At 64.8% G+C, this 17588-nt stretch carries 20 protein-coding genes; 3 read left to right on the forward strand and 17 right to left on the reverse strand.

Annotated features, from left to right (window positions below; translation table 11 throughout):
* Positions 1-100: 100 nt before the first annotated feature.
* Entirely contained in the window at positions 101-1384 is a 1284-nt protein-coding gene (locus EL249_RS06655; RefSeq protein WP_005673561.1) for a GGDEF domain-containing protein, read from the forward strand.
* 16 nt (positions 1385-1400) lie between these two features.
* Positions 1401-1790, forward strand: coding sequence for a pyrimidine dimer DNA glycosylase/endonuclease V (locus EL249_RS06660; RefSeq protein WP_005673560.1), 390 nt, complete (start codon positions 1401-1403; stop codon positions 1788-1790).
* A 6-nt stretch (positions 1791-1796) separates the two neighbouring features.
* Here the strand turns inward: EL249_RS06660 and fliR are convergent, their stop codons facing one another.
* From fliR to fliF, 13 genes are all read right to left on the reverse strand, one after another.
* On the reverse strand, positions 1797-2558 hold the full coding sequence (gene fliR / locus EL249_RS06665) for a flagellar biosynthetic protein FliR (protein ID WP_005673559.1): 762 nt from the start codon (positions 2556-2558) through the stop codon (positions 1797-1799).
* Positions 2559-2652: 94 nt separating this feature from the next.
* The gene (fliQ, locus tag EL249_RS06670) at positions 2653-2937 is read right to left on the reverse strand and encodes a flagellar biosynthesis protein FliQ (RefSeq protein ID WP_005673557.1); all 285 of its coding nucleotides are present in this window, start codon (positions 2935-2937) and stop codon (positions 2653-2655) included.
* A complete protein-coding gene (gene fliP, locus EL249_RS06675) occupies positions 2934-3683 on the reverse strand; it encodes a flagellar type III secretion system pore protein FliP (protein ID WP_040529877.1) in 750 nt (249 codons plus the stop codon). Before fliP ends, fliQ begins: the two co-directional genes overlap by 4 nt.
* Positions 3680-4015 carry a flagellar biosynthetic protein FliO gene (fliO, locus tag EL249_RS06680; protein ID WP_050781875.1) on the reverse strand — a complete coding sequence of 112 codons (336 nt, stop codon included), beginning with the start codon at positions 4013-4015 and terminating at the stop codon, positions 3680-3682. The genes fliP and fliO overlap by 4 nt, the downstream gene beginning before the upstream one ends.
* 12 nt (positions 4016-4027) lie before the next feature.
* Positions 4028-4435, reverse strand: coding sequence for a flagellar motor switch protein FliN (gene fliN, locus EL249_RS06685; RefSeq protein WP_005673554.1), 408 nt, complete (start codon positions 4433-4435; stop codon positions 4028-4030).
* Positions 4436-4438: 3 nt separating this feature from the next.
* Positions 4439-5488 carry a flagellar motor switch protein FliM gene (fliM, locus tag EL249_RS06690; protein ID WP_005673553.1) on the reverse strand — a complete coding sequence of 350 codons (1050 nt, stop codon included), beginning with the start codon at positions 5486-5488 and terminating at the stop codon, positions 4439-4441.
* Position 5489: 1 nt separating this feature from the next.
* The gene (locus EL249_RS06695) at positions 5490-6053 is read right to left on the reverse strand and encodes a flagellar basal body-associated FliL family protein (RefSeq protein ID WP_005673552.1); all 564 of its coding nucleotides are present in this window, start codon (positions 6051-6053) and stop codon (positions 5490-5492) included.
* Between the two features lie 149 nt (positions 6054-6202).
* Complete coding sequence (locus EL249_RS06700) at positions 6203-8029, reverse strand: flagellar hook-length control protein FliK (RefSeq protein ID WP_005673551.1); 1827 nt, start codon at positions 8027-8029, stop codon at positions 6203-6205.
* Positions 8026-8526, reverse strand: coding sequence for a flagellar export protein FliJ (locus EL249_RS06705; RefSeq protein ID WP_005673550.1), 501 nt, complete (start codon positions 8524-8526; stop codon positions 8026-8028). Before EL249_RS06705 ends, EL249_RS06700 begins: the two co-directional genes overlap by 4 nt.
* Entirely contained in the window at positions 8523-9950 is a 1428-nt protein-coding gene (locus EL249_RS06710) for a FliI/YscN family ATPase (protein WP_005673549.1), read from the reverse strand. Before EL249_RS06710 ends, EL249_RS06705 begins: the two co-directional genes overlap by 4 nt.
* 11 nt (positions 9951-9961) lie before the next feature.
* The gene (locus EL249_RS06715; RefSeq protein ID WP_083799492.1) at positions 9962-10813 is read right to left on the reverse strand and encodes a FliH/SctL family protein; all 852 of its coding nucleotides are present in this window, start codon (positions 10811-10813) and stop codon (positions 9962-9964) included.
* Positions 10800-11804, reverse strand: coding sequence for a flagellar motor switch protein FliG (gene fliG / locus EL249_RS06720; RefSeq protein ID WP_005673547.1), 1005 nt, complete (start codon positions 11802-11804; stop codon positions 10800-10802). Before fliG ends, EL249_RS06715 begins: the two co-directional genes overlap by 14 nt.
* The gene (fliF, locus tag EL249_RS06725; RefSeq protein WP_040529872.1) at positions 11801-13516 is read right to left on the reverse strand and encodes a flagellar basal-body MS-ring/collar protein FliF; all 1716 of its coding nucleotides are present in this window, start codon (positions 13514-13516) and stop codon (positions 11801-11803) included. Before fliF ends, fliG begins: the two co-directional genes overlap by 4 nt.
* Before the next feature lie 142 nt (positions 13517-13658).
* Here fliF and fliE point away from each other — a divergent pair, with 142 nt between their 5' ends.
* The gene (gene fliE / locus EL249_RS06730; protein WP_005673545.1) at positions 13659-14009 is read left to right on the forward strand and encodes a flagellar hook-basal body complex protein FliE; all 351 of its coding nucleotides are present in this window, start codon (positions 13659-13661) and stop codon (positions 14007-14009) included.
* 67 nt (positions 14010-14076) lie between these two features.
* Here the strand turns inward: fliE and EL249_RS06735 are convergent, their stop codons facing one another.
* The 4 genes from EL249_RS06735 to fliD form a co-directional block, all read right to left on the reverse strand.
* A complete protein-coding gene (locus EL249_RS06735) occupies positions 14077-14856 on the reverse strand; it encodes a flagellar brake protein (protein WP_083799491.1) in 780 nt (259 codons plus the stop codon).
* A gap of 2 nt (positions 14857-14858) precedes the next feature.
* A complete protein-coding gene (gene fliT / locus EL249_RS06740) occupies positions 14859-15221 on the reverse strand; it encodes a flagellar protein FliT (protein WP_005673543.1) in 363 nt (120 codons plus the stop codon).
* Positions 15222-15233: 12 nt separating this feature from the next.
* Positions 15234-15650 (reverse strand): flagellar export chaperone FliS, encoded by a 417-nt coding sequence (gene fliS, locus EL249_RS06745; protein WP_005673542.1) that lies wholly within the window; start codon positions 15648-15650, stop codon positions 15234-15236.
* 346 nt (positions 15651-15996) lie between these two features.
* Positions 15997-17484 (reverse strand): flagellar filament capping protein FliD, encoded by a 1488-nt coding sequence (gene fliD, locus EL249_RS06750; RefSeq protein WP_050781874.1) that lies wholly within the window; start codon positions 17482-17484, stop codon positions 15997-15999.
* Positions 17485-17588: the final 104 nt, after the last annotated feature.

Consider the following 17588-nt stretch of genomic DNA (forward strand, 5'->3'; position numbering starts at 1 on the left):
GCTGCGTCTTTTGCCGTCTTTTCACCAAGGCCCCGTCCGCGCACGGGGCGTTGTCATTGTGTCGCATGGTGCATGTCGGAGCAGCGAAGGGAGCCTGATCTTGGAGACTGAAAGCGAACGCAGGCGGAACGTCAGTCTGGCCAAGGCCACCCTCCTGCATCTGTCGCAGCAGCGCCTGTCGCCCACGCCCGAGAACTACGCCATCGCCTGGAAAGAGGTCGAGCAGCAGTTCGAGCCTGCCACCATCCCGATGGTCCGCCCCGGCCGGCGCTTCCCGGACGGCATTGTCGAATCCTACGAAGACAGCGAACTGGCCAGCGCCCGTCGTCTGGCCGAACGCCGTCAGCGCCTCATCGTCTCGCTGACTGCGCTGCTGGACACCATCTGCGACGTGGTACCCATCCTGGCCGGGGAAGAAGCCTGGATCATCGAGCAGTTCTCGGCCATCCGTCGTGCCATCGGGGCAGAGCCCGAAGGTGTCGACCGGGGTGAGCTGGAGCAGGTGAGACAGAACGTGCGGCACAACCTGAAGGAGCATGGCAACCTGCTGACCATGCGCCGGACGGCACTGGCCGAACTGAAACAGCTGCTCACACAGTGGGTCGGCAATCTGTCCGAGCTGATGGATTCCAGCGCTTCCTATTCCGAGTCGCTCGACGGCTTTGTTGAGCGCATCGAGGGCGTGTCCGACATCGATGACCTGGCGCAGGTGCTGGGGGACATCGTGGGGCGCACCGTGGCCATGCGGGGGCACCTGGCCCAGACCCGCACCGAATTCGAGCAGACCTGCCGGCGTGCCGACGATCTGGAGCGCAGTGTCAGCGAACTGTCGAACGAACTGAACGAGACCCGGGGCCTCGAGATGACCGACCAGGTGACGGCCATGCTCAATCGCCGGGGGCTGGGGGTGGCCTACCAGGAGCTGCTGGCCGAATGCACGCTGAAGCAGAAGCCGCTGGCCGTGGTGCTGCTGGATCTGGACCACTTCCACTCGCTCAACGATGCCCAGGGGGCTCATGCAGGAGACGAAGCGCTTCACTACTTCGCCGCCGCCATCCGCGGACAGCTGCGTCCCAGCGACCGCTGCAGCCGCTATGACGGCGACGAGTTCGTTCTGCTGCTGCCGGGCGTTTCCGCCGAGACGGCGCTGGACATCCTCAAGCGTCTTCAGCGTGTCGTGGTCGAGCGCACGCTCGTCTACAATGAAGGCGAAATCAACCTCAGCTTCTCGGCCGGTGTGGCCGTGGCCGAGCCCGGCATGCCGCTGGAAGAGGTCGTGCATCGTGCCGACGACGCCCTCTACGAAGCCAAGCTGGCGGGCCGCAATCGCGTCTGCGCCTACAAGGGAACATCATCCGGGCAACGGCAGCCGGCCACGGCCTGAAGCGGCTGCACGCACCATGACCCGCATCAATCTGGTCGATCCCTCGGAACTCTGCGATCAGCACCTCCTGGCCGAACACCGTGAGCTGACCCGCATCCCCAACGCGGTGGCCCGAGGGCGCTTCAACCTGGTCGGCCAACCTGCCGACTACAAGCTGGGAGAAGGGCACGTCCGTTTCTTCTTCGACAAGCTGGCCTTCCTGCAGCGACGTTATGCAGCCCTGCATGAAGAATGCCTGGCGCGCGGTTTCAGGGTGCAGAACATCTGGCCGCAGGATCTTCCCGACACCCCGTCGCTCTGGCGGGACTACCAGCCGACCGAACAGGCCCTGGCACTCAACCGGGAACGCATCACGGCACGCATGCCTGCCAAGGCGCGCTTCACGCCAGGGCTTGCCCCCCGCTGATCGGCGTCAGAACCCCAGCAGCGAGAAGATGGCCTGGTGCATCTGCGCCAGCGGCGCATACAGCATCGGCATGCCCAGCGTCAGCAGCATCAGGCCGGATCCGATCGTGATCGGGAAGCCGATGGCAAACACGTTCAGCTGAGGTGCCACGCGCGAGATCAGGCCCAGGCTCAGGTTCACGAACAGCAGGAGCGCCATGTAGGGCAGGGCCATCAACAGCCCCAGCTCGAACACCTGGCTGATGACCGCACCGATGTCCAGCCGCCCCAGGAACTGCTGCGTGCCCATGTTGGCCGGCATCCGTTCCAGGCTGTTCATGGTGGCAGCCACCAGCAGCAGGGGGCCGTTGATCACGGCAAAGCTCGTCAGCGACATCGTGTTGAACAATCGGCCGATGGCATTGGAGTTGCTGCCCGTGCTGGGATCGAAGAAGGCCGCAAACGAGAAACCCATCTGCAGGCCGATGATCTCGCCAGCCATTTCCACCGAGGCCAGCAGCATGCGGCACACCAGCCCGATGGCCAGCCCGATCATCACCTCGCTGGCCATCAGCACGAAGAAGGCTGGATCATCGAAGGAAGGGGTCTTGCCATGCACCAGCGGTGCCGCCAGCACGGCCAGTGACAGCGCAGCCGTCACGCGGTAGCGCACGGGAATGTTGCGTGACGACAGCAGCGGCGCCGAGCTGAACAGCCCCAGCAGCCGGAAGAGCGGCATCAGCAGTGCCGACAGCCAGCCCAGAATCTGCGCTTCGTCAAAGGTGATCATGGAAGAACATCCGCGCGATGATCATGGGTGGAGGGCACACGCTCCTCCTTTTGCCGACCCGTTGCTTGTACGGATGGTGTGTGCCGGCATGGTGCTAGAACCCGGGCTGCCCATTGATCACCGCCGGAATCGACAGGATCATCCGCGAGATGAAATCGGTGAGATTGGACAGCATCCAGGGGCCAGCCAGCACCAGCACCAGCGACGACAGAACCAGCTTGGGAACGAAGGACAGCGTGGCCTCGTTGATCTGCGTGAGCGCCTGCAGGATGCTGATCAGCAGGCCCGTCACCAGAATCACCAGCAGGATCGGCGACGCCGTGGTCATCAGCGTTTCCAGGGCCTGGCGGCCAATGGTCAGTACGGTCTCGGGGGTCATGTCGCAAAGCTCGCTACCAGGGAGCCCACCAGCAGGTTCCAGCCGTCAGCCAGCACGAACAGCACCAGCTTGAAGGGCAGGGCCACCAGCACGGGCGACACCATCATCATGCCCAGCGACATCAGCACGCTGGCGCAGATCAGGTCGATCAGGATGAACGGAATGAAGATCATGAAGCCGATCTGGAAGGCCGTCTTCAGCTCGCTGATCACGAAGGCCGGCACGATGGCCTTGAACGGCATGTCCTGCGCCGACAGCGGCTTGTCGTCCGGAGCCTTCACCCGCGCAAGACGAGCAAAAAGCTCCAGGTCCGAGGCACGCGTCTGCTTCAGCATGAAGTCGCGCAGCGGCACGCTACCCTTCTGCAGGGCCGTCTCGAAATCGATGCGCTTCTCGGCCAGGGGTTGATACGCTTCCGTGTAGATGCGGTCCAGCGTCGGCGACATGATGAATGCCGTCAGGAACAGCGAGATGCCCACCAGCACCTGATTGGGCGGCGAAGCCTGAAGACCCAGCGCCTGGCGAAGCAGCGACAGCACGATGATGATCCGCGTGAAGCTCGTCATCAGCAGCAGCACGGCCGGAATGAACGACAGTGCCGAGAAGAACAGCAGCGTCTGTACCGGAACCGACCACGTGGTGCCGCCATCGGCAGCAGCCGTGCTCTGCAGACTCAACGTGGCCTGGGCCCATACGTCCAGCGGCGCGCCAGCCAGTAGCGCGCCCCACAGCATTCGTGGCTTCATGGGGTATTCTTCTTCTGCAGGCCCGCCAGCAGCGAGCCGAATCCCTGGGGTGCCGCTTGGGGCAGGTCGGATGGTGCAGGTAGGTCCCTGGCATCCAGCTCGGTCAGCAGCTGAATGGACTGGCTGGTGATGCCCACCAGCATGGCCCGTTCGCCCACCCTCACCACCGCAATCTGTTCGCGGGGACCCACCGACAGCGTGGCGGCAATCGACATCAGGCCGTTGGCGCGGCCGGCCGGTAGCTGCGAAAGGCGTTTCACCAGCCACAGCACCAGCGGAATGGACAGCACCACCAGCAGCAGCACGCCGAAGGAGGTGAGTGCGGCAGACATCGATGACATCCGTCAGCCGCGGTTCAGGCGGCGCATGCGCTCGGCAGGCGTCACGATGTCCGTCAGGCGGATGCCGAAGCGGTCGTTGACCACCACCACCTCGCCCTGCGCAATCAGATAGCCGTTGATCAGAACGTCCATCGGTGCACCGGCCTGAGCATCCAGCTCCACCACCGAACCCGGCGCCAGCTGAAGCACGTTGTTGATGGTCGTGCGGGTTCGTCCGATCTCCACCGACAGCTGAACCGGAATGTCCAGAATGCGCTCGATGTCGGCACCGCCCTCGGTGCCCTGGCCCAGCCTTGCCATCACGCCAGGCAGTGCTCCCGTCACGGATGGATCGACCGCAGAGGACGCCGGGGCGTCGGCCGATTGCACGATCTCCCCGCTTTCCGGGTTCACGGTATTCTGTTCAGACATGGATCAATCCTGGTGGGAATCGGTATAGGAATGCACGGTGTCGATGCGCACCGCATAACGGCCGTTGTGCTCGCCATAACGACCATTGAAAATCGGAACCTGGCCAATCTTCAGCATGGCGCCCGGGCCGGTCTCGATCTCGATCACGTCGCCGGTGCGCAGCTTCATAAGCTCGCCCAGCGTCAGTGTCGCCGTCGTCAGCTCGGCCACAAGCTCCACCCCGGCAGGCTTGATCTCCTTCGACATCTGGCCCAGCCAGCTGCGCTTTTCCTCGCCACTGTTCGTGTTCAGCGACGATGACAGCGTGTCGCGGATCGGCTCCAGAACGGAATAGGGAATGCAGATCTGGATCGTGCCCGACTGGCCGTTGAAATCCAGCGTGAACGTGGTGCTCACCACCATCTCGGCCGGAATGGCAATGTTGGCAAACTGCGGCTGGCTTTCAGACCGCGTGAACACCAGCTCCATCGGGTGGATGCTTTCCCATGCGCGCCCGTACTCGCTGCTGCTCAGATCGATCAGCTTCTTGATCAGACGCTGTTCCGTCATCGAGAACTCGCGCCCCTCGCTCTTGCGCATCGGACGGCCCGTGCCCCCGAACATCAGGTCCACGATCGTGCTCACCAGCTGTCCGTCCAGAACCAGCAGGGCAGAGCCGGCCAGCGGCCGGGTCTGCATGATGTTGATGCTGGCTGGCAGCTGGATCGTGCCCAGAAAGTCGCTGTAGCGACCCACGACCGGATCAGAGTGGGTGATTTCCGGGTTGCGCTGCATGAAGGTGAACATCGCCAGCCCCAGACTGCGCGCAAAGCGCTCGTGGATCAGTTCCAGCGCCGGCATCCGCCCCCGGATGATCCGCTCCTGGCGGGCCAGGTCGTAGGGCTGAGGGGCAGAACGATCGTCGGCCGCCACCTTGGCTGCGGCGGTGTCTGCCCCGCTGTCGCCGACGGCCTCCGCCCCGGGCGCTGCGTCGGCAGGCGCATCCGTGGCGCTGCCTTCGGGCGCATCCAGCAGCGCGTCGATCTCGTCCTGCGACAGGTACTGCTCGCTCATGTCACTGCACCAGCATCTGGTTGAAATGCACGGCAACCACCGAGTCAGGAACCATGATCAGCGGCTTGCCTGCCGGTGCTGCCGCAGCAGCATCCTTGTGCTCTGCACCCTGGGCAGGGGCAGAGGACTTGTCCCAATGAATGGCCTCGATGGTGCGCTGCTTGATGGCCTCGGCCAAGGCTTCCTTGCCCTTCTCGGTCAGCAGCTGCTCGGATTTCTGCGATGACAGCAGCTTCAGAAGCTTGCTGCGTACCACCGGCATCACCTTCTTCAGTTCACTCTCGGCGTAGGCGTTCTGCATCTGAAGGACCACGGCCACCTGAGCCATGCGGTCACCGCCTTCATCGGCCAGGTTCACCGTGAATGGCTCCAGTGTCACGAACACCGGCTCGGGCGAGGGCTTGTACAGCGCCAGTTTCTCGGCATCGGGATCATGCGGGGGCTTCAGGAAGAACCATCCCGCACCACCGCCGCCCGCCAGCACCACGGCCAGGATGCCGATCAACAGGCCCTTGCCACCTTTCTTCTTGCCTTCTTCGGCTTTCTCGCTCGTATTGCCTGACATGAGATAAATCCAGTTGATTCAGGAGAGATGCCGATATTCTCCATGTCTGCGGGGCGTTCCGATCGGCCAAGAAGGGGCGTTGAACCCCCTTTGTACTCATGGGCCGACCGACGGCGGGATCACCGCCGTCGTGTGTCGGCCCAGGTGCTTCATGCAAACAGGTCGAGACGGCCGTTCGATGGGGTATTGCCCACACGGGCGCCACCACTGGTGCTGCCGGAAACCGCCGTCGGGCGACTGCCCATCGTGCGGCCGACCCGCCCCGTGTCGGAGCCGCCATCGGCCTGCTGGCCGCCGGATTGACCCCCGTTCTGACCGAAGGCGGTGCCGGACTGTTGCATTCCTGCCCCGTTCTCCTGGCCGGACTGGCGCTGCTGCGACAGGAAGGCCGCATTGTTGCCCTGATCCATCCGGTAGTCGGACAGACGCAGGCCGTGATCGGCCAGCATCTGCTTCAGCGTCGACATCGACGATTCGATAGCGGCACGTGTGGCAGCGTGTGCAGCAGAGATGTCCAGCGCTGCATCTTCGGCGTTCAGCGACACCCGGATCCGGATCGGTCCCAGCTCGGCCGGCGTCAGACGGATCTCGGCGCGGTCCTGTCCCTGCACGACCACGCCGGCCACCTGGCGGGCGAACTGTTCCTTGAACTCGGCACTGTGTATCGGACTCTCGATGCGGCTGGACAGCAGCGGGCTGCCGTCCGTGCGAACCGGAGAATGGGCGCCCGACGTGGGCATTGCCATGCCCAGGCTGAACGAACCACCTTCTGCTCGTCCCGTCGCCACAGCCGCCGTCGGCAGCGGCGTGGGACTTGTGTCCGTGGTGGCCGGACGAGACGCAGACGCAGCATCGGATGCCGAGCTGGTCTGGGGCAGGGCAGGCGTGCTCGGGCGTCCTGCGGCCGCCACGCGTCCATCCTGTGCGGGTTGAGTCGCACTGGCCGATGCTGCCTGTGCACGCCGCGAGGGAGCCATGGCCATGGTGGGGTGCACTGTGGCTGTTCCTTCGCCGCCTGCGAGCGGGTTCTCGTTGGTATCGGCCGTGATCTCCTTCGCGACCGCGGCTGTGTCGGCAGATGTGCCCTGTGCGTCGGTCGGTGCGTTCGCGTCCTGGGTGGCGGATTCATCCAGTCCCATCTGGCGGGCCAGCTGCTGCAGTTCGGTCTCGCTGACTGGAGAGGCCTCCATCTGTACCTGGGCACCCTGGCGTACCTGATCAGCCAGTGCATCATCCGGGGATGCTGCGCTCGACGATTTTGCAGGTACATCAGCGGCAGCCAGCTCTGCAGGCTTGCTGCTGCCCGAGGATGTCTGGCGGTCAACGGTTTTCGCCGCCTGTGCAGAAGCAGAACCCGCTGCTGTAGCATCGGATGCGGCAGTCGTCTGGTTGGCCGTGGCTGTGGCAGCCGTGCTGTCGGCATCCACCTTATCACCCGGGGCGCTGGTCGACCCGGATTCCGAAGCTGCCGTCCGGGGGGCTGCCTGTGTGGCCGAAGGGTCGGCAGGACGGGCTTCCTCTGCACGGGCAGATGCCGGACGTGCCTCCGTGGTCGATGCGTCGCGTGCCGATGCATTGTCAGCATCACGGCTGCGGGTCGTCGTGGCACGTTCCGCCTGGCGCGAAGCCTTGGTCACGCGCTCGGCCTGGCGCATCTCGTCGGCCTGGCGAGAACGCTGGGGCTCGGCAGCAGGGCGTTGCATGACCTGGGCGCTGCCGTGCAGATCCTCGGCACGCGGCCGCTCGCGCTGGCGTTCCTTCTCCAGGCGCTGCTGCTCGGCACGTCGTTCGGCCATGCGCTGCGTCATCTCCTCGAATCCGCCAGGCCGGATATCGGCCATCAGCGTCCGGAAGGACAGCGACGATGCGGCATCCCGGCCCGCCTTGGCGGGCGTCCTGGATGCGCTCAGTTGTTCCAGCACCGACTTTCCGGAGGAAACCGGCGAGCGGGTGCCCAGAGAGGATTCGGTCTTCATGCGATGTAGAGCTCTTCCTGATCCAGCGGAACCGGAATCCGGGTCGTACCGATGTCCGGAAGGCTGGACTGGTTCAGATAACGGATGGCGGCCTGTTCGTCGGCTTCCAGACGTTCACGGCGCGACGCGGCAGCGGCCTGTTGCTCGGCACGCTGCTTCAGGATGGTTTCCACGGCCTTCAGGCGCTTCTGGCAATCCAGAAGTGCAAGGCGCTTCAGTTCGGCACGCCGCATGGCCTGCTCGATGAAGCGTTCCTGCTGCTTGACGGCACTGTCGATGCGGCCAGCCAGGTGCGTGTCCAGTTGCAGCGACGTGGCGGAATGACTCTTGTCGTCCGTCTCGCGGCGACGGTCCTGCAGCGTGCTGCGATAGCTTTCCAGCGTGGCCAGCGTATTGCGCAGCGACGACAGTTCCTTCTGTGCGTGTGCCATGGCGGCTGCGGCTTCGTCACGCAGGCGCTGATAGTTCTCGACGGCCAGTTCCAGGGCGGGTTTCATGCAGATTCGGTTTCAGTTGTTCTGTTCGGGGAAGAGGCCAGCAGATCGCGCATCGCGTTCACGGATGCCTGCAGGCTGCTCGGATCGTGCACCTCCTGGCACAGGAACGCCTCGATCATGGGCATCAGCTCGATGGCCCGGTCAATGCGTGCGTCACTGCCCTCGGTATAGGCGCCAATGGTGATCAGCTCGCGGCTGCGCCGGTAGGCCGACCACAGGGATTTCAGTTGCCGGGCCAGCTGCTGCTGCTCGGCAGGGGTCACGGCCGACATCACCCGCGAAATCGATTTCTCGATGTCGATGGCCGGGTAATGGCCGGCATCGGCCAGCTCCCGGGAAAGCACGATATGCCCGTCCAGGAAGGAACGGCTTGAATCGGCTACCGGGTCGTTCTGATCATCGCCTTCAGCCAGCACGGTGTAGAAGGCGGTGATCGAGCCCTGGCCGCGTGCGCCCATGCCGGTGCGTTCCAGCAGGGCCGGAAGGCGGGCGAACACCGAGGGCGGATAGCCCTTGGTGGCCGGGGATTCGCCGATGGACAGTGCAATTTCCCGCGCCGCCATGGCGTAGCGGGTCAGCGAGTCCATCAGCAGCAAAACGTTCATGTCCTGGTCGCGGAAGTACTCGGCAATGGCGGTGGCGTAGTGCGCCCCCTGCATCCGTGCAATCGGCGGCAGATCGGAAGGGGCGGCCACGATCACGGCACGATGGCGATCCTCTTCGCCCAGGATGTCTTCCAGGAATTCCTTGATCTCGCGGCCGCGCTCACCCACCAGACCCACCACGATCACGTCGGCGTTGGTATAGCGGGCCATCATGCCCAGCAGCACGCTCTTGCCCAGACCGGCGCCGGCAAACAGGCCGATGCGCTGGCCACGACCGATGGTCAGAAGGCCGTTGATCGCCCGTACCCCGGTATCCAGGGCCTCACGGATCGGCTCGCGGTCCATCGCGTTGATGGCTCGGCCGTGAATGGGGCGGCTTTCCACGTTGCGCAGCGGGCCGAAACGGTCCATCGGCCGGCCATCGGCGTCCACCACGCGGCCCAGAAGGCCATGTCCGATCGGCAGATGACGCATCCGGTCGGACTGGCGCCGCCACGGATGGCTGGCGCGGGCCAGGGTGGGGGTGACCACGGCCGGCTCCAGCGGACAGACGCGCGTCTCGGGAGAAAGCCCGCTCGTGTCGCCCGAAGGCATCAGGAAGACGTGGCCATGACCGAAGCCCACCACCTCGGCCTCGACGGCATGGCCGTCGGGCTGCTTCAGCAGGCACAGGGCGCCCACGGGCAGTGCAATGCCGGCGGCTTCGACCAGCATGCCCGATACCTTCACCAGGCGGCCTTCGGTGGCCACCGGGTCCACATGGGCAGCCAGTTGCTGGCAATTGCCCAGGAAGGCAGAAAGCTGGTCGGCAAGGCGCATGGCAGAAAGGTTCAGCCGGTCGCGGACACGATCGGGGCAGCATCCTGCGCGGGCAGGGCAGCTTCCTCGACATGAGTGTCCACGGCATCGGCCATAAGGGATTCGGAAGCGGTTCCGTCCATGGGAGACGGTTCCGTCGGTCGGGCAGGGGATGCGTCATCGGCACGGGCGTTTTCCCGGCGCGCACCGTTTCGTTCATCATCCAGGCCCAGGGCGGCAAAGGTCCGGGCCACGCGGGTTTCCAGCTGACTGTCCACCCGGGTACTGCCTGCGGCCAGTGTGCAGCCGCCGCGCGCCAACTTGCCAGATGCCAGCACCTTGACGGCGATTTCCGGGTGATTGGCGGCAAACCACTGTTGTGCGGTCTCCACATCGTCCGGATGCACGCTTGCTTCCAGGTGGCGGTACCGTTCGCTGATATGCTTCATCGATTCGGCCAGTACCGGAGCCAGAGCGTCCTTCGAGATCCGGATCTGTTCGCAGGCGATGCGTTCGGCCAGCTGCATGGCCAGGGTCATCACCTCGTGGGCCAGCCCTTCCTTCAGCGCATCCAGTCCGGACGAAAAGTCGGCCAGCAGCGAACCGGCACGGGCGCGAACCGTCATGCCGTGCTGCGCCTCTTCCTGGCGCTGCCGCTCGGTGGCTTCGGCCAGACCGGCCTGATGGCCGCTCTGCCACGAGGCCTCCAGCTGGCGCGTCAGTTCCTGTTCGGCCTGGCGTGCGGCTTCCTCGGCCCGTTGCGCCGGGCTCTTGTGCGTGGCGGGGTCGTCGAAGGACATGACCGCCATTGGCTGCCAGGCATCCTGCCGACTGATGCGGGCAGGGCGGGGCGAGGCAGGGGTCAGGGAATCAGACCAGCGCATCGGCGCCTCCGCTGCTCACCACGATGGTGCCTTCGTCGGCCAGGCGCTTCACGGTCTTCAGGATCTCCTTCTGCTGGGCCTCCACCTCGGACAGTCGCACCGGACCGCGCGACTCCAGGTCTTCCTTCAGCGACTCGGCCGCGCGCGAGCTCATGTTCTTGAAGATCTTCTCGCGCAGTGCGGGCTCGGCACCCTTCAGCGCGATGATCAGCTGATCGTTCTGCACCTCGCGCAGCACCGTCTGCACGGCGCGGTCGTCCAGACTCAGCAGGTCGTCGAAGGTGAACATCAGATCCTCGATCTCCTGCGCCAGCTCGGCGTTCTCGGCGCGCAGCGTCTCCAGCAGCGTGGCCTCTTCGCCACCGCCCAGGAAGTTCAGGATCTCGGCGGCTGCCTTGCTGCCACCCAGGCGAGGGCGCTTGACCTTGTCGCCACCGGTCAGCACGCGCGACAGCACCTCGTTGAGTTCCTTCAGCGCACTGGGCTGGATGCTGTCCAGCGTGGCAATGCGCAGCATCACGTCCGAACGGGTCTCGGCCGACAGCTGCTGCAGGATGCTGGAAGCATGGTCACGCTCCAGGTGCACCAGGATGGAGGCGATGATCTGCGGGTGCTCATGGCGGATCAGCTCGGCCACCGAGGCCGCATCCATCCAGCGCAGACTCTCGATGCCCGAGACGTCGCTGCCCTGCACGATGCGGTCGATCAGCATGCCGGCCTTGTCGTCGCCCAGCGCACGTTTCAGCACGCCGCGCACGTAGGCGTTGGGATCATGCACCAGCGTGCTCTGCTTCGAGGCCTGCTGATGAAAACGTTCCAGAACCTGCTCGATATGGTCCTTGGTCGTGTACTGGGTCCGGGCCATCACTTCGCCCAGTCCCTGTACCTCCTTCGGTGTCAGGTGCTTGAAGACTTCGGCTGCCGTTTCCTCGCCCAGGGCGAGCAGCAGTACGGCGGCATCACGGGTGCCGGCTTCATCGAAACCACTCATGCTGGATTGTCCGGGTTGGTGCCATTGACCCAGTTGCGGACCACGGTGGCGACTGCCGTCGGGTCGGTGCGGGCCAGTTGAAGGGCGTTGTGTTGCGCAATCGTCATGCCCATCCCTTGTTCGGGATTGACTTCAAGACGCTGGACGCCGCCCTTGGTGCTCCCTTCAGGGCTGGGCAGTTCCAGCTGCTCGTCGACTTTTGCGTCCAGGTTGTTGCCGGCGGCCGGTGCGGGCTTCTTCATCGCCTGCAGGGCAGGGCGGATGAACATCATCAGGATGATGAGCGCCAGCAGCACGAAGCCGAACTGCTTGCCCAGATCCTTGGCAAGCGAAACGGTCTCGGGGTCCTTCCAGAGCGGCACTTCGGGGTCGACCACTTCGGGACGCTTGGTGAAGGCAGCGTTGACCACCTGCACCGAATCGCCACGCTCGGCCGAGAAGCCCACGGCCTGCTTCACCAGTGCCTCGATGCTCTGCATCTCCAGCGGGGTCAGCGGGGTGGAGACCTCCTTGCCGTCGTCGCCCTTAGTCTGCTTCTGGTTCACCAGCACGGCCACCGACAGGCGACGGATGGTGCCTGTCTGGTTGCGAGTCACCTTCACCGTGCGGTCCACCTCGTAATTGGTGACCGATTCCTGCCGGGTGGAAACGCCGGTGCCGCCATCGGCAGACGATGCGCTGCCAGCCGCCCGCGTAGCCTGTGCCGCCCCGTTGATGGGGGCCGACACGGTGGCAGGGGGCTGGTTGGACAGGGCGCCCGGAACGCCGCCGGCGGCATCGCTCGCGCCCGAGCCGTCACGGCTGGCCATCGTCTGCTGGCTGCGCATGGCGGCGGCACCCGGGTTCTGGTTCGGTGCGTAGGTTTCGGCCGTGGCTTCGCTCTGCGTGAAGTCGATGTCGGCGGCCACCTGGGCCCGGATGTTGCCGTCACCCACGATCGGCGCCAGCAGGTCGTCGATGCGGCGGGTCAGCGTGCTCTCGATCCGGTTGCGGTAATTGATCTGCGCCGTGTTCATCTCGCTACCGTCACCGTCCAGGTCCGACAGCAGCTTTCCGTACTGGTCCACGACCGAAACCTGTTTCGGGCTCATGTCGGGCACCGACGAGGCCACCAGCGCCAGGATGCCCTGCACCTGTCCACGCTCCAGCGTGCGGCCGGGGTAGAGCGTCAGCATCACCGAGGCCGAAGGCTTCTGCTGTTCGCGCAGGAAGCCGCTCTGGACCGGCATGGCCAGATGGACGCGCGCCTGCTTCACGGCAGCCAGCGACTGGATCGAGCGGGCCAGTTCGCCTTCCAGACCCCGCTGGAAGTTCAGACGTTCCTGGAACTGCGTCGTTCCGAAGCGCTGCTTCTCCAGCAGCTCGTAGCCAGTGGTGTCGCTGGCGGGCAGTCCCTGGGCAGCCAGACGAAGCCGGGCGTCGTTGACCATGTTGGCGGGCACCATGATGGCACCGCCCCCTTCGGTGTACTTGTAGGGCACGTTCATCTGCACCAGCTGGGCGATGACTGCACCACCTTCCCGGTCAGGCAGGTTGTTGTAGAGCACCTTCCAGTCCGGCTGCTGGGACCAGAGCCATGCCGAGACGGCAACGGCGCCCAGGGCAATCACACCCGCACCGGCCTTGATCTTGGTGGCGGCAGGCATCTGGGCGAAGGGGCTGACGGATGCAGGCAGAGTGTTCGTGGCCATGGCAGGATTGGATGTGCTCATGCGGCACATTATTCGGCAGTGCACGCCATGGAAATTCGCCAAATACCGGGCTGGATACCTGCTATTTCGCCGAAGACGCCGGGGTCACGCGGGTACGATGACGGCAACCGGCAAATGGTTTGCCGACTGATGGAGAAGGGATATGCAAGTGGAATTTCCCGGTTCTGCCCTGAAAGCTGCCGCCGATGCGGCTGCGGCTGCCGCCCGTCCGGGAGGCATGGAAAGGCTGGGCGCCGGCATGATGGCTGGCCAGGTGGAGGGTGCAGCCAGCGGCTCGTTCGGCAGCCTGCTGATGGATGCGCTGCGCAGTGTCAGCAGCGCCCAGAACGTTGCAGACAAACAGCAGCGCGCCTTCGAGGTGGGTGACGCCGGTGCAACACTGGAGAGCACGATGCTGGCCATGCAGAAGGCCCAGATCGGCTTCCAGTCGGCCGTGACGGTGCGCAACCGCCTGGTGCAGGCCTACTCGGACATCATGGGCATGCAGGTCTGATGAAACGACAAGGCCCCGGCGAGGCGATGCCTCCCGGGGCCTTTCGAATCCATCAGGCTGATCTGTTTCAGGCATCTAGCCGTGCACTGCGCATCCGGCGCTCCACATCCATCACGTACACCTGGACCTGACGGCCCACGCTTTCGGGCAGGGACTGGAACCGGCAGCTCACCAGCATGCCGTCACCCCGTTCGGAAGGGGCGATGCGGATCACCTTCAGATCGCAGGGCAGGGGAGAGGCCCGGAAGCGTTCGATGCGGCAATGCAGCAGCGGCTGCCCCACCTGAGGCAGGTCGTGGCCGGCTGGCCACTGGAAGCACAGTCCACCCGCCGAGATGTCATGCAGCCGACCGCGCGCCTCGCGGTGTCCCACCACCCGTACGGCCACTTCGGCACCGTCGGCAGCAGGTGGCTCCACGCGGAAGGCCTCGCGGCGCTGGATGCGCCACCCATGGGAGGGGATGGCGGCAATCAGCTGCCGTCGTCCCTCGTCCTCGCGCAGCGATACGGCCGGGATGTCCAGCTGGATCTTCACGGCGTTGGTCAGACCCACCAGGGTTAGGCTGCGAGCTTCCAGCAGTGCTTCCAGAGACTCTTCATCACCCGGGAAGCCCAGCCGGAAGTCGTTGGCCTCCAGCCCCTCGATGCGCGTGACCAGGTGCAGCTCATCATCGGCGTGGGCATAGAGCACCACATGCTCGCGGGCGCCCTGCAGCTCGCGCAGCAGCGAACGTACCGCCATGGTGCCGGACACCCGGAACTGGTCCAGGCCATCCTGCGGGGACATGGGCAGGAAACCCGGCACGAGGCCGTGGTGGGTACCTGGTTGTTGGTTCGGCGTATTCATGATCACACTCGGGACACGCAGGGTTCGGGGGAGGCGGGACGCACCATCGGGCGGGTAGCCAGCCAGGGCAGCATGCGACGGTAGGCCGGGGTGCCCAGCTGGCGGATCTGTTCATCCACGCGCAGGATTTCGCGGATCATTCTCGCCCGCTTCCCCTCCAGCAGGGCACAGGCGTCCGGATACACGGACCGCAGTTCCTGCCAGGCGATTTCCAGGTCCCGGGCCATCCGGGGCAACGAGCCGCGAAGCCGCCGGACCTCGTCCCAGTCGCCATCCCGTGCTGCACCCAGCATGGCCTCGGCGAGCTGCAGGGCCTGCCCGTACTGGGGGGGCAGCACAATGTCGGATGCGATGTCGGTCGTCATGTCGTCACCCGCTCAGGCGTAAAGCGGCGATTTCACCACCTGCGGGCGGATCGCCTGCCAGGCATCACGCAGATCCTTCAGTAGGCGCTCCACTTCCTCATACTTCTCCAGCTCGTTGTGCAGGTTGGCCTGCAGCAGCGTCTGCGTCATGTAGTCGTACAGCATGCCCAGATTGGTGGAAATGCTGCCCACCGAAGGGTCCAGCGAGGCTTTCAGGCCTTCGTCGATGATTCGGATGGCCTTCGAGGTGGATTCCCCCTTGGCTGCGAAATTGCCCTGCTTCAAGGCCATGCCGGCCTTCATCACGGCGGTCACGGCGCCATCGAACAGCATCTCCACCAGACGGTGCGGGTCAGTGTGGTGTACGGCGCTCTCGATTTCCACGGCGTGGTAGGCGGCGGCAGACGGTCGGTGCATGCGAGCAAACATGGGCTTTCCTGGGAAGAGGGCAGAAGCCGGTCAAGGTTTCGACGAGGCGTCGCGTGACGAGAGGACATCATGCTGCCATCCGTCGGCGATAGCCGGTCGTCAGGTCCGGCGGTGTCTACCCCTTCTTATCGACGCATGGACGCCGGACTTTAGATGCCAGCCGAAGTGGATGGCTTTGGTGCCGCTATTCCTGCCCGCCACCTGAAAGAGCTGCAAACACGAATGCCCCTGGCAAGGGCGTCGTCATCAAAACCTTCCCGTCCGGGCATGGTGCCGGTGATGACGCCCTGGAACAGGGGCATTTCCGTGACGCGGCCGATGCGTCGGCCGCGTGTGATGCGCATGATCAGCGCAGCAGCGATGCGATCGACGAGAACGAGTTCGTGATGTTGCTGATGTTCTTGTCCAGCGCTGCGTACTGCTTCAGCAGGCGCTCTTCGGTGCGTTCCAGCTGTTCGTTGAGGCGGTCGGCGCGCGACGTGCTGGCGTCCAGGCTTCGACGCAGGGCCTTGGTGGTGCCGCTCAGGCTGCCATCGTCATCCAGGATCTCCTTCAGACGGGCGCTGAGCATCCCGGCCACGCCGGATCCGCTGCCGGCAGAGCCCGAGAGCAGGGCGGCCGTGGCAGCGCTCATGGTGCCCGTGCCTGCGCCCGGCGAAGCCGCTGCACCTGCAGCACCCGTGGCACCTGCACCGCCTGCGGAAGCTGCACCCGAAGCCTTCTGCGCGCCGGCAAACACGGTGCGCATCTTCTCGGGGTTGTTCAGCAGGTCCTTCAGCTTGGCGTCCTTGATGCTGAGAGCGCCGTTGCGATCCAGCTCGAAGCCGGCGCTGGCCAGGCCGCTGCCGTCATCCTGGGCACGAACCAGGCTGCGAACCTGCTGCTGGATCCGGACCAGCGTGCCATTGCCCTGCAGGGTACCGGCCTTCTTGGTGGCAGGGTCATACTTCGTCTGCTCGGCAATCAGGCTGTTGACCTTGTTGTAGGCCTTCACGAAGTTCTCGACATCTTCCTTCAGGCTTTCCTTGTTGGTCTCCACCGTGATGTTCACCGGCGCGTTGTCGGCCTTCTTCAGGTTGAAGGTCACCCCCTCGATCATGTCGGTGACCTTGTTGGATGCCGAGCTCACGTCCAGACCATTGAGCTGCATCTTCGCATCGTGCGCCACCTGGGTGCGCTGGCTGCCGTTGGCACCGGCCTGGGCGGTGGCCGAGACGTTCAGGGCATCCAGCCCGTTGCCCGCGGCCGAGATCTCGAAGGCGTTCTTTGCACCGCTCTGCGAGCCGGTCAGCATCAGACGCACGCCGTTGCCGTCGTTGATCAGGTTGGCGCTCACGCCGCTGTTGCTGCGGTTGATGATGTCGCGGATGTCCTTGACGGTCGCGTTCTCGGGAATCGTGATCTCCAGTGCCTTGCGCTCGCCGTCAGCCGTGAAGCTCGTGCCGTCCTCGTTCACGGTGCCCATCTGGATGCGCAGCGTGCCACCGCCCACCACAGCATCGGCGTTGGCAAAGCTGCGGGTTGTCACCGTCTGGCTCTGCGCCAGCTGCTTCACCACCAGCGAATGGTTGCCCGTGGCGCCACCCTTGCTGTTGCCGCCCGTTGCCTGAACCTGGTCCTCGTTGCTGCTGCTGGCCGTGGTGGCGTTCCAAGTGTCCTGCTTGATCAGCTTTTCTGCGGCCGTCTGCAGCTCGGAAAGCGCAGACTTCACCGTGCCCCAGGCCGAGAGCTTGGTGTTGATGCCGGCCTGTTCCTTCTGCAGCTTGGCCAGCGGCGCACGCTCGACGTTCATCAGCTGCGAAACGATGCTGTTGACATCGAGGGAGCCGCCCATTGCCGTGATCTTTCCAGCCATAGGGACCTCCAGTAGGTCATTGACGGTTTTCGATGCTCATCATATCGGCGCCGGAACAGCCTTCATAAGCCCCATGCCGACCG

Source organism: Lautropia mirabilis (assembly GCF_900637555.1).
Classification (GTDB): Bacteria; Pseudomonadota; Gammaproteobacteria; order Burkholderiales; family Burkholderiaceae_E; genus Lautropia; species Lautropia mirabilis.